The sequence below is a fragment of the Streptomyces sp. WM6386 genome, assembly GCF_000972385.1.
GTDB lineage: Bacteria > Actinomycetota > Actinomycetes > Streptomycetales > Streptomycetaceae > Streptomyces.
This window is the reverse complement of sequence record NZ_JXTE01000014.1, coordinates 103506-119563: the sequence shown is the minus strand read 5'-3', so window position 1 is coordinate 119563 and position 16058 is coordinate 103506. Positions and strand designations below refer to the sequence as shown.

At 70.9% G+C, this 16058-nt stretch carries 17 protein-coding genes and 1 pseudogene; 5 read left to right on the top strand and 13 right to left on the bottom strand.

Translation table 11 applies throughout. From position 1 onward, the window contains the following. The 13 genes and pseudogenes from TN53_RS11720 to TN53_RS11665 all read right to left on the bottom strand — a co-directional run bounded on the left by TN53_RS11720 (window position 1) and on the right by TN53_RS11665 (window position 12433). Entirely contained in the window at window positions 1–1149 is a 1149-nt protein-coding gene (locus TN53_RS11720) for an acyl-CoA dehydrogenase family protein (protein ID WP_046258435.1), read from the bottom strand. Window positions 1150–1163: 14 nt separating this feature from the next. After that, window positions 1164–1318, bottom strand: a pseudogene (locus TN53_RS49285) (acetyl-CoA C-acetyltransferase); the annotation flags it as partial. 3 nt (window positions 1319–1321) lie between these two features. Continuing rightward, window positions 1322–2122, bottom strand: coding sequence for an enoyl-CoA hydratase/isomerase family protein (locus TN53_RS11715; RefSeq protein WP_046258434.1), 801 nt, complete (start codon window positions 2120–2122; stop codon window positions 1322–1324). Next, window positions 2119–3297, bottom strand: coding sequence for a CaiB/BaiF CoA transferase family protein (locus TN53_RS11710; protein WP_046258433.1), 1179 nt, complete (start codon window positions 3295–3297; stop codon window positions 2119–2121). The genes TN53_RS11715 and TN53_RS11710 overlap by 4 nt, the downstream gene beginning before the upstream one ends. Then, complete coding sequence (locus TN53_RS11705; protein ID WP_046258432.1) at window positions 3297–4055, bottom strand: SDR family NAD(P)-dependent oxidoreductase; 759 nt, start codon at window positions 4053–4055, stop codon at window positions 3297–3299. Before TN53_RS11705 ends, TN53_RS11710 begins: the two co-directional genes overlap by 1 nt. Beyond that, entirely contained in the window at window positions 4052–5350 is a 1299-nt protein-coding gene (locus tag TN53_RS11700) for an amidohydrolase family protein (RefSeq protein WP_046258431.1), read from the bottom strand. The genes TN53_RS11705 and TN53_RS11700 overlap by 4 nt, the downstream gene beginning before the upstream one ends. Window positions 5351–5370: 20 nt before the next feature. Continuing rightward, window positions 5371–5688, bottom strand: a complete 318-nt coding sequence (locus tag TN53_RS11695) for a hypothetical protein (protein WP_046258430.1) — start codon at window positions 5686–5688, stop codon at window positions 5371–5373. Then, a complete protein-coding gene (locus TN53_RS11690; protein ID WP_046258429.1) occupies window positions 5654–6049 on the bottom strand; it encodes a hypothetical protein in 396 nt (131 codons plus the stop codon). Before TN53_RS11690 ends, TN53_RS11695 begins: the two co-directional genes overlap by 35 nt. Next, window positions 6046–6753, bottom strand: a complete 708-nt coding sequence (locus TN53_RS11685) for an ABC transporter ATP-binding protein (protein ID WP_046258428.1) — start codon at window positions 6751–6753, stop codon at window positions 6046–6048. Before TN53_RS11685 ends, TN53_RS11690 begins: the two co-directional genes overlap by 4 nt. Next, on the bottom strand, window positions 6750–7436 hold the full coding sequence (locus TN53_RS11680) for an ABC transporter ATP-binding protein (RefSeq protein ID WP_234441563.1): 687 nt from the start codon (window positions 7434–7436) through the stop codon (window positions 6750–6752). Before TN53_RS11680 ends, TN53_RS11685 begins: the two co-directional genes overlap by 4 nt. Before the next feature lie 4 nt (window positions 7437–7440). Next, entirely contained in the window at window positions 7441–9552 is a 2112-nt protein-coding gene (locus TN53_RS11675) for an ABC transporter permease subunit (RefSeq protein ID WP_046258426.1), read from the bottom strand. A 9-nt stretch (window positions 9553–9561) separates the two neighbouring features. After that, window positions 9562–10950 carry an ABC transporter substrate-binding protein gene (locus TN53_RS11670; RefSeq protein ID WP_046258425.1) on the bottom strand — a complete coding sequence of 463 codons (1389 nt, stop codon included), beginning with the start codon at window positions 10948–10950 and terminating at the stop codon, window positions 9562–9564. A 28-nt stretch (window positions 10951–10978) separates the two neighbouring features. After that, window positions 10979–12433, bottom strand: coding sequence for an aldehyde dehydrogenase family protein (locus TN53_RS11665; RefSeq protein ID WP_234441562.1), 1455 nt, complete (start codon window positions 12431–12433; stop codon window positions 10979–10981). Between the two features lie 136 nt (window positions 12434–12569). Between TN53_RS11665 and TN53_RS11660 the strand changes: the two genes are divergently transcribed. The 5 genes from TN53_RS11660 to TN53_RS11640 all read left to right on the top strand — a co-directional run bounded on the left by TN53_RS11660 (window position 12570) and on the right by TN53_RS11640 (window position 15936). Next, a complete protein-coding gene (locus TN53_RS11660; RefSeq protein ID WP_046258423.1) occupies window positions 12570–13034 on the top strand; it encodes a pyridoxamine 5'-phosphate oxidase family protein in 465 nt (154 codons plus the stop codon). A gap of 85 nt (window positions 13035–13119) precedes the next feature. After that, a complete protein-coding gene (locus TN53_RS11655) occupies window positions 13120–13665 on the top strand; it encodes a carboxymuconolactone decarboxylase family protein (protein ID WP_046258422.1) in 546 nt (181 codons plus the stop codon). Next, window positions 13655–14071, top strand: coding sequence for a nuclear transport factor 2 family protein (locus tag TN53_RS11650; RefSeq protein WP_046258421.1), 417 nt, complete (start codon window positions 13655–13657; stop codon window positions 14069–14071). The genes TN53_RS11655 and TN53_RS11650 overlap by 11 nt, the downstream gene beginning before the upstream one ends. Further along, complete coding sequence (locus TN53_RS11645) at window positions 14068–15171, top strand: acyl-CoA dehydrogenase family protein (protein WP_046258420.1); 1104 nt, start codon at window positions 14068–14070, stop codon at window positions 15169–15171. Before TN53_RS11650 ends, TN53_RS11645 begins: the two co-directional genes overlap by 4 nt. 3 nt (window positions 15172–15174) lie before the next feature. Beyond that, window positions 15175–15936, top strand: coding sequence for an acyl-CoA dehydrogenase family protein (locus tag TN53_RS11640; protein WP_046258419.1), 762 nt, complete (start codon window positions 15175–15177; stop codon window positions 15934–15936). Window positions 15937–16058: the final 122 nt, after the last annotated feature.

Here is a 16058-nt window from a genome sequence, read left to right as displayed (position 1 = left end):
TCACAGCCCCAGCGACTTGGCGATGATCACCTTCATCACCTCGCTGGTGCCGGCGTAGATACGGGTGATGCGGGCGTCGGCGTACAGGCGGGAGATCGGGTGCTCCGCCATATAGCCGTAGCCGCCGAAGAGTTGGAGGCAGCGGTCGACCGCCCGAGCCTGCATCTCCGTGCAGAAGAGCTTGACCCTCGCCGCGTCCGCGCCGGACAGTTCGCCCGCGACGAGTTCGAGGACCGCGCGATCCAGCATGGCCTGCGCGGCCTCGATCTCGGCGGACACGGCGGCGAGTTCGAACTTCGTGTTCTGGAAGGACGCGACCGGCTTGCCGAAGACCTGTCGCTCCCGGACGTGGTCAACAGTCGCGTCCAGCGCCGCACGAGCCTGGGCGACCGAGCCCACCGCCACCGTCATCCGTTCCTGCGGGAGATTGTGGCCGAGGTACCCGAAGGCCGCGCCCTCCTCCCCCAGGCGGTTGGCCACCGGGACGCGTACGTCGTCGAAGGCGAGCTCGACGGTGTCCTGGACCTTGATGCCCATCTTGTCCAGGACACGGCCGCGGGTGAGGCCGGGCATGCCGTCCTCCACCACCAGCAGAGTCAGACCGGCCCGGCGGTTCTCGGGGTCGGTGGACGTACGGACCACCACGATCACCAGGTCGGCGAGCAGGCCGCCGGTGATGAACGTCTTGGCACCGTTCAGGACATACGTGTCCCCGTCCCGCACCGCCGTCGTGCGGATGCCCGCGAGATCCGAGCCCGTGCCGGGTTCCGTCATCGCGACGGCCGTCAGCAGCCGCCCCGACGCGAGGCCGGGGAACCAGCGGCGGCGCTGCTCGTCGTCGGCGTAGGTGAGGAAGTACGGCAGGACGACGTCGAGTTGGGTACGGACGGTGCCCAGGGTGACCAGCGCCCGCGCGGCTTCCTCCTGGAGCACCACGTTGTAACGGTAGTCGTCCTGGCCCGCCCCTCCGTACTCCTCGGGGATCGCCACACCCAGCATGCCCAGCGCACCGAGCTGTTCGAACAGGGAGCGCGGCAGGCGGCCCGCCTTCTCCCAGGCCGCGTAGTGCGGGACCACCTCCTTGGCCACGAAGTCCCTTGCCAGTGCGCGGAATTCGTCGTGGTCGGCGGTGAAGACGTCTCGGCGCACGAGGGGACCTCCGGTCAGGAAGCGAGTTCGACGAGCGTGGCGTTGGCCGTGCCGGCGCCCTCGCACATGGTCTGCGGGCCGTAGCGGAGGCCGTGGGCGCGCATGTGATGAATCACGCGGTCGTCAGGACCGCTCCGGACGCGCCGAGCGGATGCCCCAGCGCGATCGACGATCACTGCTTCGCGCATGAAGAGTCCTCCGAGGGGCGGTACCAGCGGCCGGTGAAGCGCGGTTCGCGTTTCTCCGCGAACGCCGCGTACGCCTCCGGTACGTCGGTCGTGGCGAAGTTGACCGCCTGCGCGCGGGCCTCCCCGGTGAGCGCCTCGCGCAGGGTGCGGCCGGTCCCCTCGTCGAGGAGGGCCTTGGTCTGGGCGAGGGCCACGGGCGGGCCGGCGGCCAGCCGGTCCGCGAGGTCGGTGACGTAGGTGTCGATCCGCTCGCCCGGCACCACCCAGGTGACGAGGTTGAGCGACCGTGCCTCCTCCGCGTCGATCATGTCGGCCAGCAGCGCGAGCCGTTTCGCCTGTTGCGGTCCCGCGAGCCTCGGCAGCAGCCAGGTGCCGCCGCAGTCCGGGGAGAGTCCTCGGCGGGTGAAGATCTGTGCGAAGCGAGAGCGCGGGGTGGCCACGACCAGGTCGCAGCCAAGGGCCAGGTTCCAGCCCGCGCCGACGGCGACACCGTCGACCTTGGCGATCGTCGGGATCGGCAACTCGTGCAGGAGGAGGGTGACTTCGTTGAGGGCACGGAGTTTGTCGAGGGGGTGTCTGGTGTCCACGGCCTTGAGGTCGGCGCCCGAGCAGAAGGCTCCCTCGGCGCCGGTGAGGACGAGAGCCCGCACTTCGTCGTCGGCCGCTCGGGTGAGCGCGTCCCGCAGGGCGCTCCACAGCTCGGGGTCGATCGCGTTCTTGCGGTGCGGTCGGTTCAGGGTGAGGGTCCGTACGCCTCCGGTGTCGCTCGACAGCAGTACGCTCACCCGGTGATCTCCCCTTCTGTCAGGCCGAGTTCGGCGAGCACCTGCGCCGTGTGTTCGCCGAGGCCCGGGACGGCCCCCATGGGCGGGTCGTACCCGGTGATGACCGGCGGCGGCAGGAGGGCGAGGGTCGGGCCACCCGGCGTGTCGACGGTGCGCCAGCGGTCGCGGGCGGCCAGATGCGGGTGGGCGAGGACGTCGCGCGGCGTGTTGTAGCGGGAGTTGCCGATGCCGGCCTCGTCCGCGCGCCGCTGGACATGGGCCAGGTCGTGCCGGGCGCACCAGGCGCCGATCACCGTGTCGAGCAGCTCGCGGTGTGCCACCCGGCCGGGGTTGGTGCGCAGCCGCTCGTCGTCCGCCAGATCGGGGCGGTGCAGCAGGTCCCGGGCCAGGCGCTGCCATTCGCGGTCGTTCGTGGTCCCGAGGACGACGGTCTGTCCGTCCGCCGTGCGGTAGGCGCCGTACGGGGCGACGGCGGGCGAGCCGAGACCGATCGGCTGCTGCTCCACGCCCGAGTGGCGGGTGTAGGTGAGCGGATACCCCATGAGCTCGGTCATGGTGTCGAAGAGGCTCACGGCGACGGCACCGCCGCGGGTGCCGCGTCGCTCTCCCCCGTACAGCAGCGCCACGATGGACAGTGCCGTGTACAGACCGGTGCTCGCGTCCGCGATGGGCGGGCCCGGCTTGGCCGGGGCGCCGGGGTGTCCGGTGATCGCGCAGACTCCCGACTCGGCCTGGACGAGAAGGTCGTAGGCGCGTTTGCGGGAGAGGGGGCCGCCCTGGCCGTAGCCGTCGATCTCGACCGCGATCAGGTCGGGGTGGCCGGCGGCCAGGTCGTCGGGGGCGAGGCCGAGCTTGGCCGTGGTTCCGGGCGTGAGGTTGGAGACGAGGACGTCGGCACGGTCGAGCAGCCGGTGCAGGACCGCCATCCCCGCCTCGGACTTGAGGTCCAGCGTCACGGACTCCTTGCCGCGGTTGACCCATACGAAGTGCGCGGCCTGGCCGTTGACCACATTGTCGATGTGCCGGGCGGAGTCGCCGCCGTCCGGGTTCTCCACCTTGATCACCCGGGCGCCGAGGTCGCACAGCACCCTGGTGCACAGCGGGGCGGAGACGGCCTGTTCCAGCGCCACCACCGTGACCCCGGACAGCGGCCCCCGATGTTGCGGAGAACGCATCAGATCACCAGGCCGCCGTCGACCGGCAGCACCTGCCCGGTGACGAAGGAGGCCGCGTCCGAGGCCAGGAACACGAAGGCACCGGCGACCTCCTCGGGCTCGGCCCAGCGGCCCAACGGGATACGGGCGAGCATCGTCGCGGCGAACCTCTCGTCGGTGCGGACGGTCTCGGTCATCGGGGTCGCGGCCGGCGGTGCCAGGGCGTTGACCTTGATCTGCTTGCGGGCCGGCTCCCGCGCCAGGGATTTGGTCATACCGATGACCGCGGCCTTGGCGGCGGAGTAGTCGACCTGTCCGAGGGTGCCGGTCAGGCCGGCCGAGGAGGTGACGTTGATGATGCGTCCGGTGCCGTCGACGGGCAGGTGCGGGAGCTCGGCCTGCGAGCAGGTGAAGGTGCCGAGGACATGGATGTCGAGGAGTCGGCGGAAGCTGTCCTCCTCCAGATCCGCGAACATGGCCGGCGCGGTGATGCCGGCGTTGTTCACCAGGATGTGCAGCCGCCCGTCCGAGAGTGAAGCCGCCTTGGCCACGGCGGCGTCGGCCGCGCCCCGGTCCCGTACGTCCAGCGCCGCACTGTCCGCCGTGCCGCCCGCGGCCGTGATCTTCCCGGCGACGGCCGCGGCGGCGGCACCGTCCACGTCCGTGACGAGGACCGCGGCGCCGGCCTCGGCGAGGGCGTGGCCGACCGCCGCGCCGATGCCGCCCGCCGCTCCCGTCACCAGTGCCGAGCGGCCGGTGGGGTCGAAGCGTCCCGTCACTGGGCTGCCGCCGCGGCCGCCGCGCGGGCCTTCGACCGGAACGACGCCAACTTGTCCGCGGGCTCCACCAGTTGGCGGCTGCGTGGGCGGACGCTGACGTCGTGGCCCTCGGCCGCCTTGCGCAGCGCGCCCACCGTGGCCTGCTCGCGCGGGATGTGCGCGAAGGGGTCGAAGGAGTACCAGCGCATCGCGTTCTCGTACGTGATCTTCGAGGCGTCGCAGTCCGGGACGTCGCAGGACTCCAGGACGTCGTGGAGTTGTTCCGGCGCGTCCGGCCACAGGGAGTCGCTGTGTGGGTAGTCACCCTCCCAGCAGATGTTGTCGATGCCGATCTCGTGCCGCAGTCGTACGCCGAGCTTGTCGGTGATGAAGCAGGTCAGGAAGTGCTCACGGAAGACGTCGGAGGGGAGCTTGCCGCCGAAGTCCTGGAGGGTCCACGTCGAGTGCATCTCGTAGGTGCGGTCCAGGCGCTCCAGGAAGTACGGGATCCAGCCCGTGCCGCCCTCCGACAGGGCGATCTTCAGGTCGGGGAAGTCCTTGACCGGGCGGGACCACACCAGGTCGGCGGCGGCCGAGACGATGTTCATCGGCTGGAGCGTGATCATCACGTCGGGCGGTGAGTCTGCGGCGGGGATCGCGAGACGGCCCGACGACCCGATGTGCACGGACATCACGGTGTCCGTGTCGGACAGGGCCCGCCACAGCGGGTTCCAGTACTCGTCGTGGAAGCTCGGGTAGCCGAGCACGGCCGGGTTCTCCGTGAACGTCAGCGAGTGACAGCCCTTCTCGGCGACCCGGCGGACCTCGGCAGCGCACAGTTCGGCGTCCCAGATGGCGGGCAGCGCCATGGGGATGAAGCGGCCGGGGTAAGCGCCGCACCACTCGTCGATGTGCCAGTCGTTGTACGCCCGGACCAGGGCGAGCGAGAAGTCCGTGTCCTCGGTGGCGAAGAGACGGGCCGAGAAGCCGGGGAAGGAGGGGAAGTTCATCTGGGCGAGGACACCGCCCGCGTTCATGTCCTTGATCCGCTCGTGGACGTCGTAGCAGCCGGGGCGGATCTCGTCGAGGCCCTGCGGTTCGACGCCGTACTCCTCCTTGGGACGCCCCGCGACCGCGTTCAGCGCGGAGTTGGTGATCGTGACGCCCCTGAACTGCCAGACGTCGGTGCCGTCGTCGCGGTGCACGAGTTGGGGGGCGTCCTTGCGGTACCGCTCCGGGAGGTGGTTCACGAACATGTCGGGCGGCTCGATGATGTGGTCGTCGACGCTGATCAGGATCATGTCGTCCTTGAGCATCTTGCCGTGCCTTTCGGTTGTCAGTCGGAGGCCGGGAGGGGTTTGGCGGCCTTCAAGGTCATGGGGACGCCGTCGCAGGCCAGTTCACCGGTTCCGGCATAGGTGCAGAGCAGCTCGAGAGTGCCGTCGGCGTCGACGTAGCGCTTGCCGAGGAGGGTGTCCGGCTCGGCGTTCGTGGCGGGCGCGGGCGGTGCCGTGGCCGCGGGGATCATCGGGGTGGCGCCGCAGGTGATCTCCGGGCACCGGTCCGCGGGAGCACGGACGACAACCACCTTCGTGGTGCTCTGCGCGCCCGCCAGCTGGTCACCGGGGCGCAGCGTCGCTGCTGGTGAGGTCATGGTTCAGGTCCCTTTCGCACAGACGGTCGGCGAGCACGGCGAGGTCGTGGGACTGGCGGGCCATCCAGAACCGCAGGAAGCCGGTGAGCGAGTGGCGCAGGAACAGCGCGGCGCCCACGACGGTCGCGGCGATGCCGCCGAGGCCCAGGGCTAGGCCGTCGCGCTGGTCGAGGGGGCTCTGGGTGTTGTGGGTGACGAGGTAGGCCGACAGCGCGAGCACCAGCCCTACGGTCATCAGGGCGCCGCCGACGCGGAGCCACAGGGCGGAGCGGGCGGCGGCCGGATCGGGGACCCTGAGCTCGGCGAGTTCGCGGACGAAGCGATCCGCACGGGAGTCGGTACGTGGCTCGGTGGGTGTCATGCGGGACTCCCCAGGTAGAGGGCGGACAGTTCGTCGCGCAGGCCGTCGTCGGGGCTGCCCTGGCGTCGGACGCGGCCGCGTACGAGGACGGCGGCGTGGTCGGCGATGCCGAGGACGGCCGCCGCGAACTGCTCGACGACCAGGACCGCCACGCCCTGCCGGGCGATCTCGACGACCTGTTCGTAGAGGCGGGAGACGACCAAAGGGGCCAGTCCCATGGACAGTTCGTCGAGGAGGAGGGCGGCGGGGTCGGTGGCCAGTCCGCGGGCGAGGGCGAGCATCTGCTGCTCGCCGCCGGAGAGGGTGCCGGCCGCCTGTCCGGCCCGCTGGGCGAGGACCGGGAAGCGCGCGAACGCGGTCTCCTCGATCTCCTCGCGACCGCGGCCGGTGAAGGTCATCATCAGGAGGTTGTCGCGGACCGACAGATTGGGGAACACCCCGCGCCCCTCGGGGATGAGACAGATGCCCGCCCGGGCGAGGTCGCGCGGGTTCGCTCCGGTCATGTCCCGTCCGCCGAGCAGGAGTTGACCGGAGAGCGCGGGATGGATTCCGGCAGCGACCCGCAAGGTGGTCGTCTTTCCCGCGCCGTTGGGGCCGAGCAGCGCCACGACCTGGCCCGCGGCGACGGCCAGGTCCACTCCGTGCAGGACGGTGACGCCCTCGTGGGCGGCGCGTACGGCGCGCAGTTCGAGCAGGGTGTTCACGCGTCCCCCAGATAGGCCGCCAGCACGGTCTCGTCGGCGCGGATCACCTCGGGCGGTCCCATGGCGATGACCTTGCCGAGGTCGAGCACGTACACCTCGTCGCACACGCCCATCACCAGTCCCATGTCGTGCTCGACGAGGACGACGGCCGTCCCGTCGTCGGCGAGCGAGCGCAGCAGGGCCGCGAACCGCTCCGTCTCCTCACCGTCCTGGCCTGCGGCGGGTTCGTCGAGGAGCAGCAGGCCGGGGCGTAGGGCGAGGGCGCGGCCGACCTCGACCAGGCGGGCCACTCCGGTGGGCAGGGTGTCGGCGCTCGCGTCGGCGATGCCGGTGAGGCCGAGACGTCCGAGGATGCCGTCCGCGCACGCGTGTGCCCGTCGGCGGTCGGGGCCGAGTTCCGCGGCGACGAGGAGGTTGTCGCGGACGCTCAACCGGCCGAAGAGTTCCAGGCGTTGGAAGGTGCGGGCCAGTCCGTGCCGGGAGCGGCGGGCGGGGCCGAGACGGGTGACGTCCCGGCCGTCGAGGACGACCTTGCCCGTGGCGGGCCTGCGCAGCCCGGACACCACGTCGAACAGGGTGCTCTTGCCGGCCCCGTTGGGTCCGATGAGGCCGGTGACCCGGCCGCGTTCGGCCTGGAGGCCTACGCCGTCCAGGGCGCGGTTTCCGCCGAAGGCGACGGTCACTGCGCTAACGTCCAGCAGTGGCACGGGCCAGCACCTCCCCGTCCTGAGGGCGCCAGGGACGCCGTACGCCCCACCACTCGACCGGCACGTCCGGCTCGGTCCTCGGGGTCTGGCGGGCGGCCGCGTACCCACGCAGGGCGTATGCCAGGGCCAGTGAACCGAGCAGGAACGTCCAGCCGTTGACGACGTCGGTGAGCCGCAGCACCCAGCCCAGTGTCAGCCCGCCGAGCAGCGCGGGCAGGGCGATCCGGTCACGGCCCAGGGGCTCCCATTCCCGGCGGAACCTGGTGATGATGCCCTGGGGGCTGTGGCCGAGGCCCATGCCGGCCAGGGCGGGCAGGACGCTGACGATGTTCTGGGTCCAGGAGGCCAGGCCGATCAGGAGGTTCGGGCCGACGAAGGCCGTGCCGGCGAACAGGCCGTTGCCCACCGCACCGAGTCCGCCGATCACGGCGACCAGGAAGATGGGCAGTCCGGCGACGAGGTTGAACTGCTCGGCGGTGATGGACCGTTGCTGCATGCCGTAGAGCGCGCCGCCGAGACCTGCGATGCCCGCCGACAGGGAGAACACCAGCACCTTGGTGATCAGGAGGTTGCCGCCGAGCGTCGCGTACGCCGCCTCGCTGTCCCTCAGTGCGATCAGTCGGCGCCCGAACCCGCTGCGGCGCAGACGGGCGACGCCGAGGGATGCGAGGCCCAGGCAGACGGCGGCCAGGATCATCAACTCGGCCTCGGAGTCGAGTCGTAGACCGAAGAGGCCGGGGCCCGCCATCTCCACCGAGCCCTGGTCGAAGAGCGCGATCCGCACGCCGAGCACCTCGAAGGAGGGCAGGGTGAAGATCCAGCGGTCGAGGACGACCGCGAACGCCGCGGTCCCCAGGGCGAGATACACGCCGGAGAAGCGGAGTGCGGGTAGCGCGATCAGCGCACCGGCCGCCGCCGACACCGCGATCGCGGCCGCCAGCGCCCACGACTCGCCGTGTGCGCCGAGGTGTCCCCAGACGACCGCGCCGATGCCGGCCATGCTCAGCTGGCAAAGGGAGATCTGTCCGGCGTACCCGGCCAGGGGGATGTAGGAGAGGGCGACGATGCCCAGGGAGAAGATCGGGCCGTAGGTGACGAGGTCCGCCTCGCCCAGGGTGGTGGCGAGGACGACCGCGAACGCGACGGTCGACAGCGCGAAGACCGCCGTGCCGCGCAGGGTCGGGGCCGGGACCTGGACGAGTCGGTGGTCCCGGCCGCGCAGACGGGGATGGCGGAAGACGAGCAACGCCAGGAAGAGCAGCAGGGCGGGGGCGGCGAGGCGCAGGCCCGGCAGGTAGTCGTTCTGGGGGAGGTAGCCGGTGAGGTAGCTCTCCAGGCAGCCGACGGCGATGGCGCCGGCGAAGGTCAGGGGGAGGCTGCGGAGCCTCCCGAAGACGGCGGCGGTATAGGCGCTGACGATGAGGAGGGAGAGCTGGGAGGCGTCGAGGGCGACGGTCGGGGCGATCAATATGCCGCCGACAGCGGCGAGTTGGGTGCCGAGGATCCAGGCGACGCGGCTGGCCCGGATCGGGTCGGCTCCGGTCAGCTGTACCAGGGCGCGGTCGTCGACCGTGGCGCGCATCTCGGCGCCGGTTCGGGTGCGGTTGAGGAGGAACCACAGGCCCGCCGCGACGGCCACGGCGACGGTCATGGTGAGGGCCTGGTGCCAGGTGACGGTGGCGGGGCCCAGGTGGAAGGGTTTTTGGTCGGCGAAGAAGACCTCCAGCGGGCGCGGGACGTTGGGGTCCCAGATCCAGCGGGCGGCGGCGATGGCGCCGCTGAGCAGCGCCACCGTCATCACCAGCCGTTCGGCCTCGCCGAGGCGCTGCACGGGCCGCATCAGGATGCGTTCCACGGCGAGGCCGAAGCCCGGGGCGAGCACCAGCAGCACCAGTGCGAGCGCGACCGGCACCGGCCAGCCCCAGCCGACGGTGAACTGCCAGTAGCAGAACGCCGCCAGCATGCCCGCCGCCCCGTGCGCGAAGTTGAACACGCCGGTGGTGACGTAGGTGAGGACCAGGCCGCTGCTGATCATCGCGTAGATGGCGGCGGTGCTCAGGCCGACGATCCCGAAGGTGAGGAACTGTTCCATCACTTCACGTCACTTCACATCGCTCATGCTCTTGCCGACGTCGGCCAGGGTCAGGGGCTTGCCGTAGTCACCCTTGAACTTGTAGGCGGCGGCGTCACAGCGGTAGGCGCCGTCGGTCGGACCGAAGTCGGCGGGCTCCCAGCCCTTGGAGGTGGCCTTCTCGATGTTGAAGCAGGTCAGCGCGGCATCCGACGTGGTCAGGTCGACCGGGGCGAGCAGTCCGCCGCCCGTCCACGCGGACTCCTTGCGGGCCGCCTCGTAGACGCAGGTGCGGGTGAGGTCGTCGCCGCAGCTCTTGGCGGACTTGGCGAACAGCAGCCAGGACGCGAAGCCGCGTACGGCGGGCAGGGTGACCTGGGCCTTCGGGGCGTACTGCTTGAAGAGGGCGACGATCTGCTCGGTGGCGGGGTTGTCGGCGGCCTTCTCCAGCGGGTACACACCGCTGAGGTCGGCCAGGTTGTTCTGGAAGTCGAGGGACTTGCCCGCGAGTTGGAGGAATGCGGGGCCGTAGGAGTTGTTGTTGGCGTCGATCCAGTCGAGCTTGTAGTTCATGCCGGTCAGGACCTGTTCCAGCTTGGCCAGGCTGACGAAGTCGCCGTTGAAGACGAGGCCCTTGACGCCCTTGCTCTTGATGGACTGGGCGTAGGGCGTCCAGTCGGACACCCCCTGGGCGGGGTAGAGGTCCTTGTAGATGATCTTCGCGCCGGCGGCCTGGAGACCTTCCTGCGACTCGGCGTTGATGACCTTGGTGACCGGGACGTCGCCGCCGATGGTGCCGATGGCGTCCGCGGAGCCCGGATGGCCCTCCTTCAGGAGCCACTCGTAGTAGCCCGCGTAGCGGTTGAAGGACGCGCCGCCCGTCGCGTTGAGCTGTAGGTCGGATCCGTTGTTCTGGATCTGGCTCACCTGGCCGGGGAAGTCGGGCAGCGTGCACTCCAGCCGGTCCTTGACGCCGAGGGCGTCCAGGGCCGCGCCGCCGCCGACCAGCGCGAAGTCCTCCTTGCAGGCCTCCAGCATGCGCCGGCGGACCTCCATCAGCTTGGAGTCGCGGGTGGTGGCGACGAGCTTGCGGCCGTTGATGCCACCGGCCGCGTTGCACCAGGAGGTGAACACCTTCGCGGCGTCCACGAACTCGGACTTCTTGGTGAAGCCGATGTCGGAGAAGACGCCGACCTTGATCTCGTCGGCGGTGACGCCCTGTGCGGGCGCGCTCTTCGCCGTGCCGGATCCGCAGAGGCCCTTCAGATCACCGAAGTCGCCGGTGGCCGCCTGTTGCGCGGCCTTGGTGGGGGTGCCGTCGCCGCCGTCGGACTCACCGGCGTCGTCGTGGCCGCCGCATCCGGCCACGGCGAGCAGAGCGGCCGCCAGCAGGGCGGCGGGGATTGCCTGGACCTTCACGAGGTTTCCTCCTCGGTGCCGTCCCCGGCTACTTGGCCGGGACGCCGAATGTCTTGAGCTCGAGGAACTCCTCCAGCCCCGCCACACCCATCTCCCGTCCGATGCCGGACTGCCTGAAGCCGCCGAACGGGGCGTCGGGGCCGAAGAACATGCCCCCGTTGATGCTGAAACTGCCGCTGCGGATCCGCCGCGCCACCGCGACCGCCCGGTCGTCGTCGGCGCCGAGCACCGCTCCGGACAGGCCGTACACCGAGTCGTTGGCGATCCGGACGGCGTGGTCCTCGTCGTCGTAGGGGATGACGACCAGGACGGGTCCGAAGATCTCCTCCCGGGCGATCTCGGAGCCGGGATCGACGTCGGCGAGCAGCGTCGGTTCGTAGAAGAAGCCCTCGCGCTCGGCGGGCCGGCCGCCGGTGACCAGGCGGGCCCCGGCGGTGACGGCGCGCTCGACCAGGCCGTGCACCTTGGTCCGCTGCCGTTCGCTGATCAGGGGTCCCATGTGGGTGGTGGGGTCCGTCGGATCGCCGTAGGTCACCCGGGCGAGCATGGCGGCGACCAGCTGGACCGCCTCGTCGTGGCGGGCGCGCGGGACCAGGAGCCGTGAGGTGATCCCGCAGCCCTGGCCCGCGTGGGTGCAGACGGTGAAGGCGGCGAGCATCGCGGCCTGGGTGAGGTCGGCGTCGTCGAGCACGAGCATCGCCGACTTGCCGCCGAGTTCCAGGAACACCTTCTTCAGCGTGGCCGAGGCGGCCGCCATGACGGCCCGGCCGACCGGGGTCGACCCGGTGAAGCTGATCATGTCGACGTCGGGGTGGGTGGTGAGCAGCTCGCCGGTCTCGGGCCGTGAGGAGGTGAGGACGTTGACGACCCCGGCGGGGATGTCGGTCTCCTCGGCGATGATCCGGCCGAGGGCGAGTGTGGTCCACGGGGTGTCGGGGGCGCCCTTGAGGACGACCGTGCAGCCGGCGGCGAGGGCCGGGGCGAGTTTGGCGAGGGCGAGCTGGTTGGGGAAGTTGTACGGCAGGATCGCGGCGACCACTCCGGCCGCCTCCTTCTCCAGCCAGCGGCGGTGCGGCCGGCCGCGGCTCTCCCGTAAGGCGAGCTCTTCGCGGAACTCATAGCGTTCCAGGAGGTCGGCGTACCACTTGACCAGCTCGATCGGCTCGTCGAGCTGGGTGCCGTGGGTCAGCGAGCGGGGTGCGCCCACCTCCGCGATGGTCAGCTCGCGCAGTTCCTCGCGGTGCCCCAGCAGCGCCCGGTACAGCTGGCGCAGACAGCGCAGTCGCAGCTCGCGGTCGCGCATCCAGTCGGTGGTGTCGAACGCCCGGCGGGCCGCGGCGACGGCCGCCTCGACATGTGCGGCCTGTGCGTCGGACGCCGTGCCCAGCACCTTTCCGGTGGACGGATCGACGGTCTCGAAGCTGTGTCCCGCGTGGACGAGTTCACCGTCGATCAACAGCCGGTCCTCATGGAAAAGACTCACGGCTCCCCATCTCTTCCGGGTGACGCGGGGTCCGGCTTGCCACGGCCCCGCCTGCGGTGGAAAGTAGCTTCTCATCAGAAGAGAAGCAACCATCCGTGCACGAGAATTAGGCATTCATCGAAGAGCGGGAGGAATCATGCCCGGTCAACGCAGGGGCACGAAGATCGCCATGACGGACGAGGAGCGGGACACCTTCCTGCGCGCTCAGCCGGTGTGCCGGGTCGCGACGGCGGGGCCGGGCGGCCGCCCGCACGCGAGCGCGCTCTGGTTCGTCTGGGACGGAACGGCATTGTGGCTCAACTCCCTGACAAAAAGCCGACGTTGGGCTGACATCGGCAACAATCCCGACATCAGCGTGCTCGTCGACGACGGAGGCTTCGACTTCCTGCGGCTGCGCGGCGTGGAGCTGCTGGGAAGCGCCCAGGTGGTGGGCGAGACACCCCGTAGAGGCGAGCCTCTGGACGAACTCGCCGACCCTGAGCGGCTGTTCGCGGCCAAGTACGCGGGCGGGCGCCCCTTCCAGTACGACGGACGGCACGCATGGCTCAGAATCCGGCCCGCGAACGTCATCAGTTGGGACTTCGGCAAGCTGCGCACCTGACGGTTGACGCCCTCACCACCGACGTGGAAACCTTCAGGCCGTATGGCGAGAATGTCATTCTCGCCTCAGCCCAAGGGAGTTACGGATGCGCCTTCCCCCGCTGCCGGACGAGGAATGGGACGACCGCACACGCGAGGCGCTGTCCGCGCTCCTCCCCAGGCGGATGCGCAACGAGCACGACGCCGGCCCGGCGATGTCCCGGCTGGCCCGCCATCCCGATCTGACGCAGGCGTTCCTCTCCTTCAGCACCTACATCCTGTTCCGCTCGACGCTGCCGCCCCGGGTGCGAGAACTGGCGACACTGCGCGTGGCCGGGCGCAGGAACTGCGCGTACGAGTGGGCCCACCACGTGAAGCTGGCGCGGGAGGCGGGGCTGACGGAGGCCGAGATCGAGGCGGCGGGCCGGGGCAAGGCGGACAAGCCCCTGGACAGCCTGGTCCTGACCGCGGTCGACGAACTGGAGGACCACTCCGAACTGTCCGACCGCACCTGGGAGGCGCTCGCCGGACATCTCGACGAGCGCCAGCGGATGGACCTGGTGTTCACGGTCGGGACCTACGCCGTGCTGGCGATGGCGTTCAACACGTTCGGCGTACAGCCCGTCCCGGAGGAGAGCGGCCATGACCACTGACGACCTCGTGGAGATCCAGCAGCTCCTGGCCCGCTACGCGGTGACCATCACCCGGGGCGACATCGACGCACTGCTCACGGTCTTCACCCCCGACGGCACCTACAGCGCCTTCGGCGACACCTATCCCCTCACGGAGTTCCCTGCGCTGGTGGCGGCCGCCCCCAAGGGACTGTTCCTCACCGGGACACCGGTCATCGAGGAGACGGACGGCGACACGGCGAAGGGCACACAGCCCCTCTGCTTCGTCGACCACGCCACCCACGACCTGCGGATCGGCTACTACGACGACACCTACACGCGCACTCCGCGGGGCTGGCGGCTGCGAACGCGTGCCATGACGTTCATCCGCCGCAGCGGCGCCCACGACTCGGGCCGCCCGCACGCCTTCGACCGCCCGGCCGTATGAGCGCCTACGCGACCGTGGCGGAGTTCCGCTCCGCCCTGTCGGACTGGCTCGCGGAACACGACCTCTCCCCCAACCCCGACCACTCCCTGGACGCGCAGGTCGCCCAGCTCGGCCGGGTCCGCGGGGCCCTGTTCGAGGCGGGTTGGATGCGCTACGGCTGGCCCGCCGAGGTGAGGGGGCTCGGCGGGCCGGCCGTGTTCCGGGCGGTGCTCGGCGAGGAGGTCGCCACCCGCGGCCTCGCCGAGCCCGGCCTCTACTCGATGGTCGAGGTTCTCGTCCCGACGCTGATGTCGTACGCGCCTCCCGAACTGGCCGCCGAAATGGTCCCGTTGCTGCTGAGCGGCCGTGAACAGTGGTGCCAGGGCTTCTCCGAACCGGGTTCCGGCAGCGACCTGGCGTCCCTGACCACCCGGGCGGCCCGCCGGGACGACGGCACCTGGGTGGTGAACGGCCAGAAGGTCTGGACGAGCCTCGCCCAGTACGCGGCCCGCTGCGTCCTCCTCACCCGCACCGCACCCGGCCACGGCGGCATCACCGCCTTCTTCGTCGACATGGACACCCCGGGCATCACGGTCCGGCCGCTGCGCACGATGCACGGCGTCGACGAGTTCGCGGAGGTCTTCCTGGACGACGTCGTCGTCCCCGCCGACCGGATGCTCGGCCGCCCCGGGGACGGCTGGAGCCTGGCGATGGACCTGCTCCCGCATGAACGCTCGACCTGCTTCTGGCACCGCGTGGCCCACCTCTACACCCGCCTGGACCGTCTGCTCGAAGAGACCCCGGAGCCCGACGAGGCCGCGCTGGGCGCCGCGTATCTGGCCCTCCACACGATCCGCTGCCGCTCGCACATGACCCAGCGGCGGCTCGCCGAGGGGGCCCGGCTCGGTCCGGAGACCTCGGTGGACAAGGTGCTCCTGGCCACGGCGGAACAGCGGCTGTTCGACACCGCCCGGGACCTGCTGCCGGGGGCATTGGAGCTCGGCGACTCGACCTGGCGCACCGAGTACCTGTACTCGCGCGCGGCCACGATCTACGGCGGTACGGCGGAGATCCAGCGGAACATCATCGCCCGCCGGCTGCTGGACCTCGGGAAGGAGTGAGGCATGGACGGGGCGGAGCTGGAGCTGCTCACCGAGACGTTCCGCAAGACGATGACGACGACGCCCTCGGGGGCCGCGCTGGATGCGGCGCTGACGGATCTGGGCTGGCGCGACCTCCTGTCCGAGTACCCCGAGCCGGCGATCCGCATGGTGTTCGGACTCCTCGGCGAGACGGGGACGCACGCCTCGCTGCTCAACGACGTGATGGGCGGCGGCACGCCCGCGTTGCCGTACGCGGGCGGCGCATGGGTGGTGTGGTCACCCTCCGGCCCGGCGACGACGCTCGATCCTGAACTCCCCCTGCGCACCGTCCCGTCGGGCAAGCCGCTCCCCCTCGCCGCCGGGCACCGGGCCCTCGGCTGGTGGCTCCTCGGCACGGGCCGGACCATGCTGGCCCTCGCCCGGATCCACGCACTGGACCGCGCCCAGTTCGGCCGCCCGCTCGCCGCCTTCCAGGCGGTACGGCACCGGCTGGCGGAGACCCTGGTCGCACTGGAGGGCGCGGAGGCCACACTGATCGCCGCCACGGATCCCTTCGGCTCCCTCCTGGCGAAGGCGGCGGCCGGCGAGGCGGCGCTCACGGCGGCGCGACACTGTCAGCAGGTGCTCGGCGGCATCGGATTCACGGCGGAGCACCCCCTGCACGGAAACGTCCGCCGGGCCCTCGTCCTGGACGGACTGCTGGGCAGCGCACGGGAGTTGACGCGCGAGGCGGGGGCGCGGCTGCGGGCCGCAGGGGCTGCGCCAAGGCTGGTGCACCTGTGAAGTGAGTCCGTCCCCGACCGGAACTGCGGCACGGGCTCGCGCCGCTTCCGGACGTCGAAGCGGCGGTCCTGTTCCTGTCCATCGCACATGTTCGGGCTTGTCCAAGGTTCGCCGCAGGTCGG

Excerpts from the sequence above, each read along its gene's own strand:
- TN53_RS11710 (WP_046258433.1), bottom strand. The coding sequence starts at position 3,297 with ATGCGTTCTCCGCAACATCGGGGGCCGCTGTCCGGGGTCACGGTGGTG.
- TN53_RS11700 (WP_046258431.1), bottom strand. The coding sequence starts at position 5,350 with ATGCTCAAGGACGACATGATCCTGATCAGCGTCGACGACCACATCATC.
- TN53_RS11695 (WP_046258430.1), bottom strand. The coding sequence starts at position 5,688 with ATGACCTCACCAGCAGCGACGCTGCGCCCCGGTGACCAGCTGGCGGGC.
- TN53_RS11690 (WP_046258429.1), bottom strand. The coding sequence starts at position 6,049 with ATGACACCCACCGAGCCACGTACCGACTCCCGTGCGGATCGCTTCGTC.
- TN53_RS11675 (WP_046258426.1), bottom strand. The coding sequence starts at position 9,552 with ATGGAACAGTTCCTCACCTTCGGGATCGTCGGCCTGAGCACCGCCGCC.
- TN53_RS11660 (WP_046258423.1), top strand. The coding sequence starts at position 12,570 with ATGCCCGGTCAACGCAGGGGCACGAAGATCGCCATGACGGACGAGGAG.
- TN53_RS11655 (WP_046258422.1), top strand. The coding sequence starts at position 13,120 with ATGCGCCTTCCCCCGCTGCCGGACGAGGAATGGGACGACCGCACACGC.
- TN53_RS11650 (WP_046258421.1), top strand. The coding sequence starts at position 13,655 with ATGACCACTGACGACCTCGTGGAGATCCAGCAGCTCCTGGCCCGCTAC.
- TN53_RS11645 (WP_046258420.1), top strand. The coding sequence starts at position 14,068 with ATGAGCGCCTACGCGACCGTGGCGGAGTTCCGCTCCGCCCTGTCGGAC.
- TN53_RS11640 (WP_046258419.1), top strand. The coding sequence starts at position 15,175 with ATGGACGGGGCGGAGCTGGAGCTGCTCACCGAGACGTTCCGCAAGACG.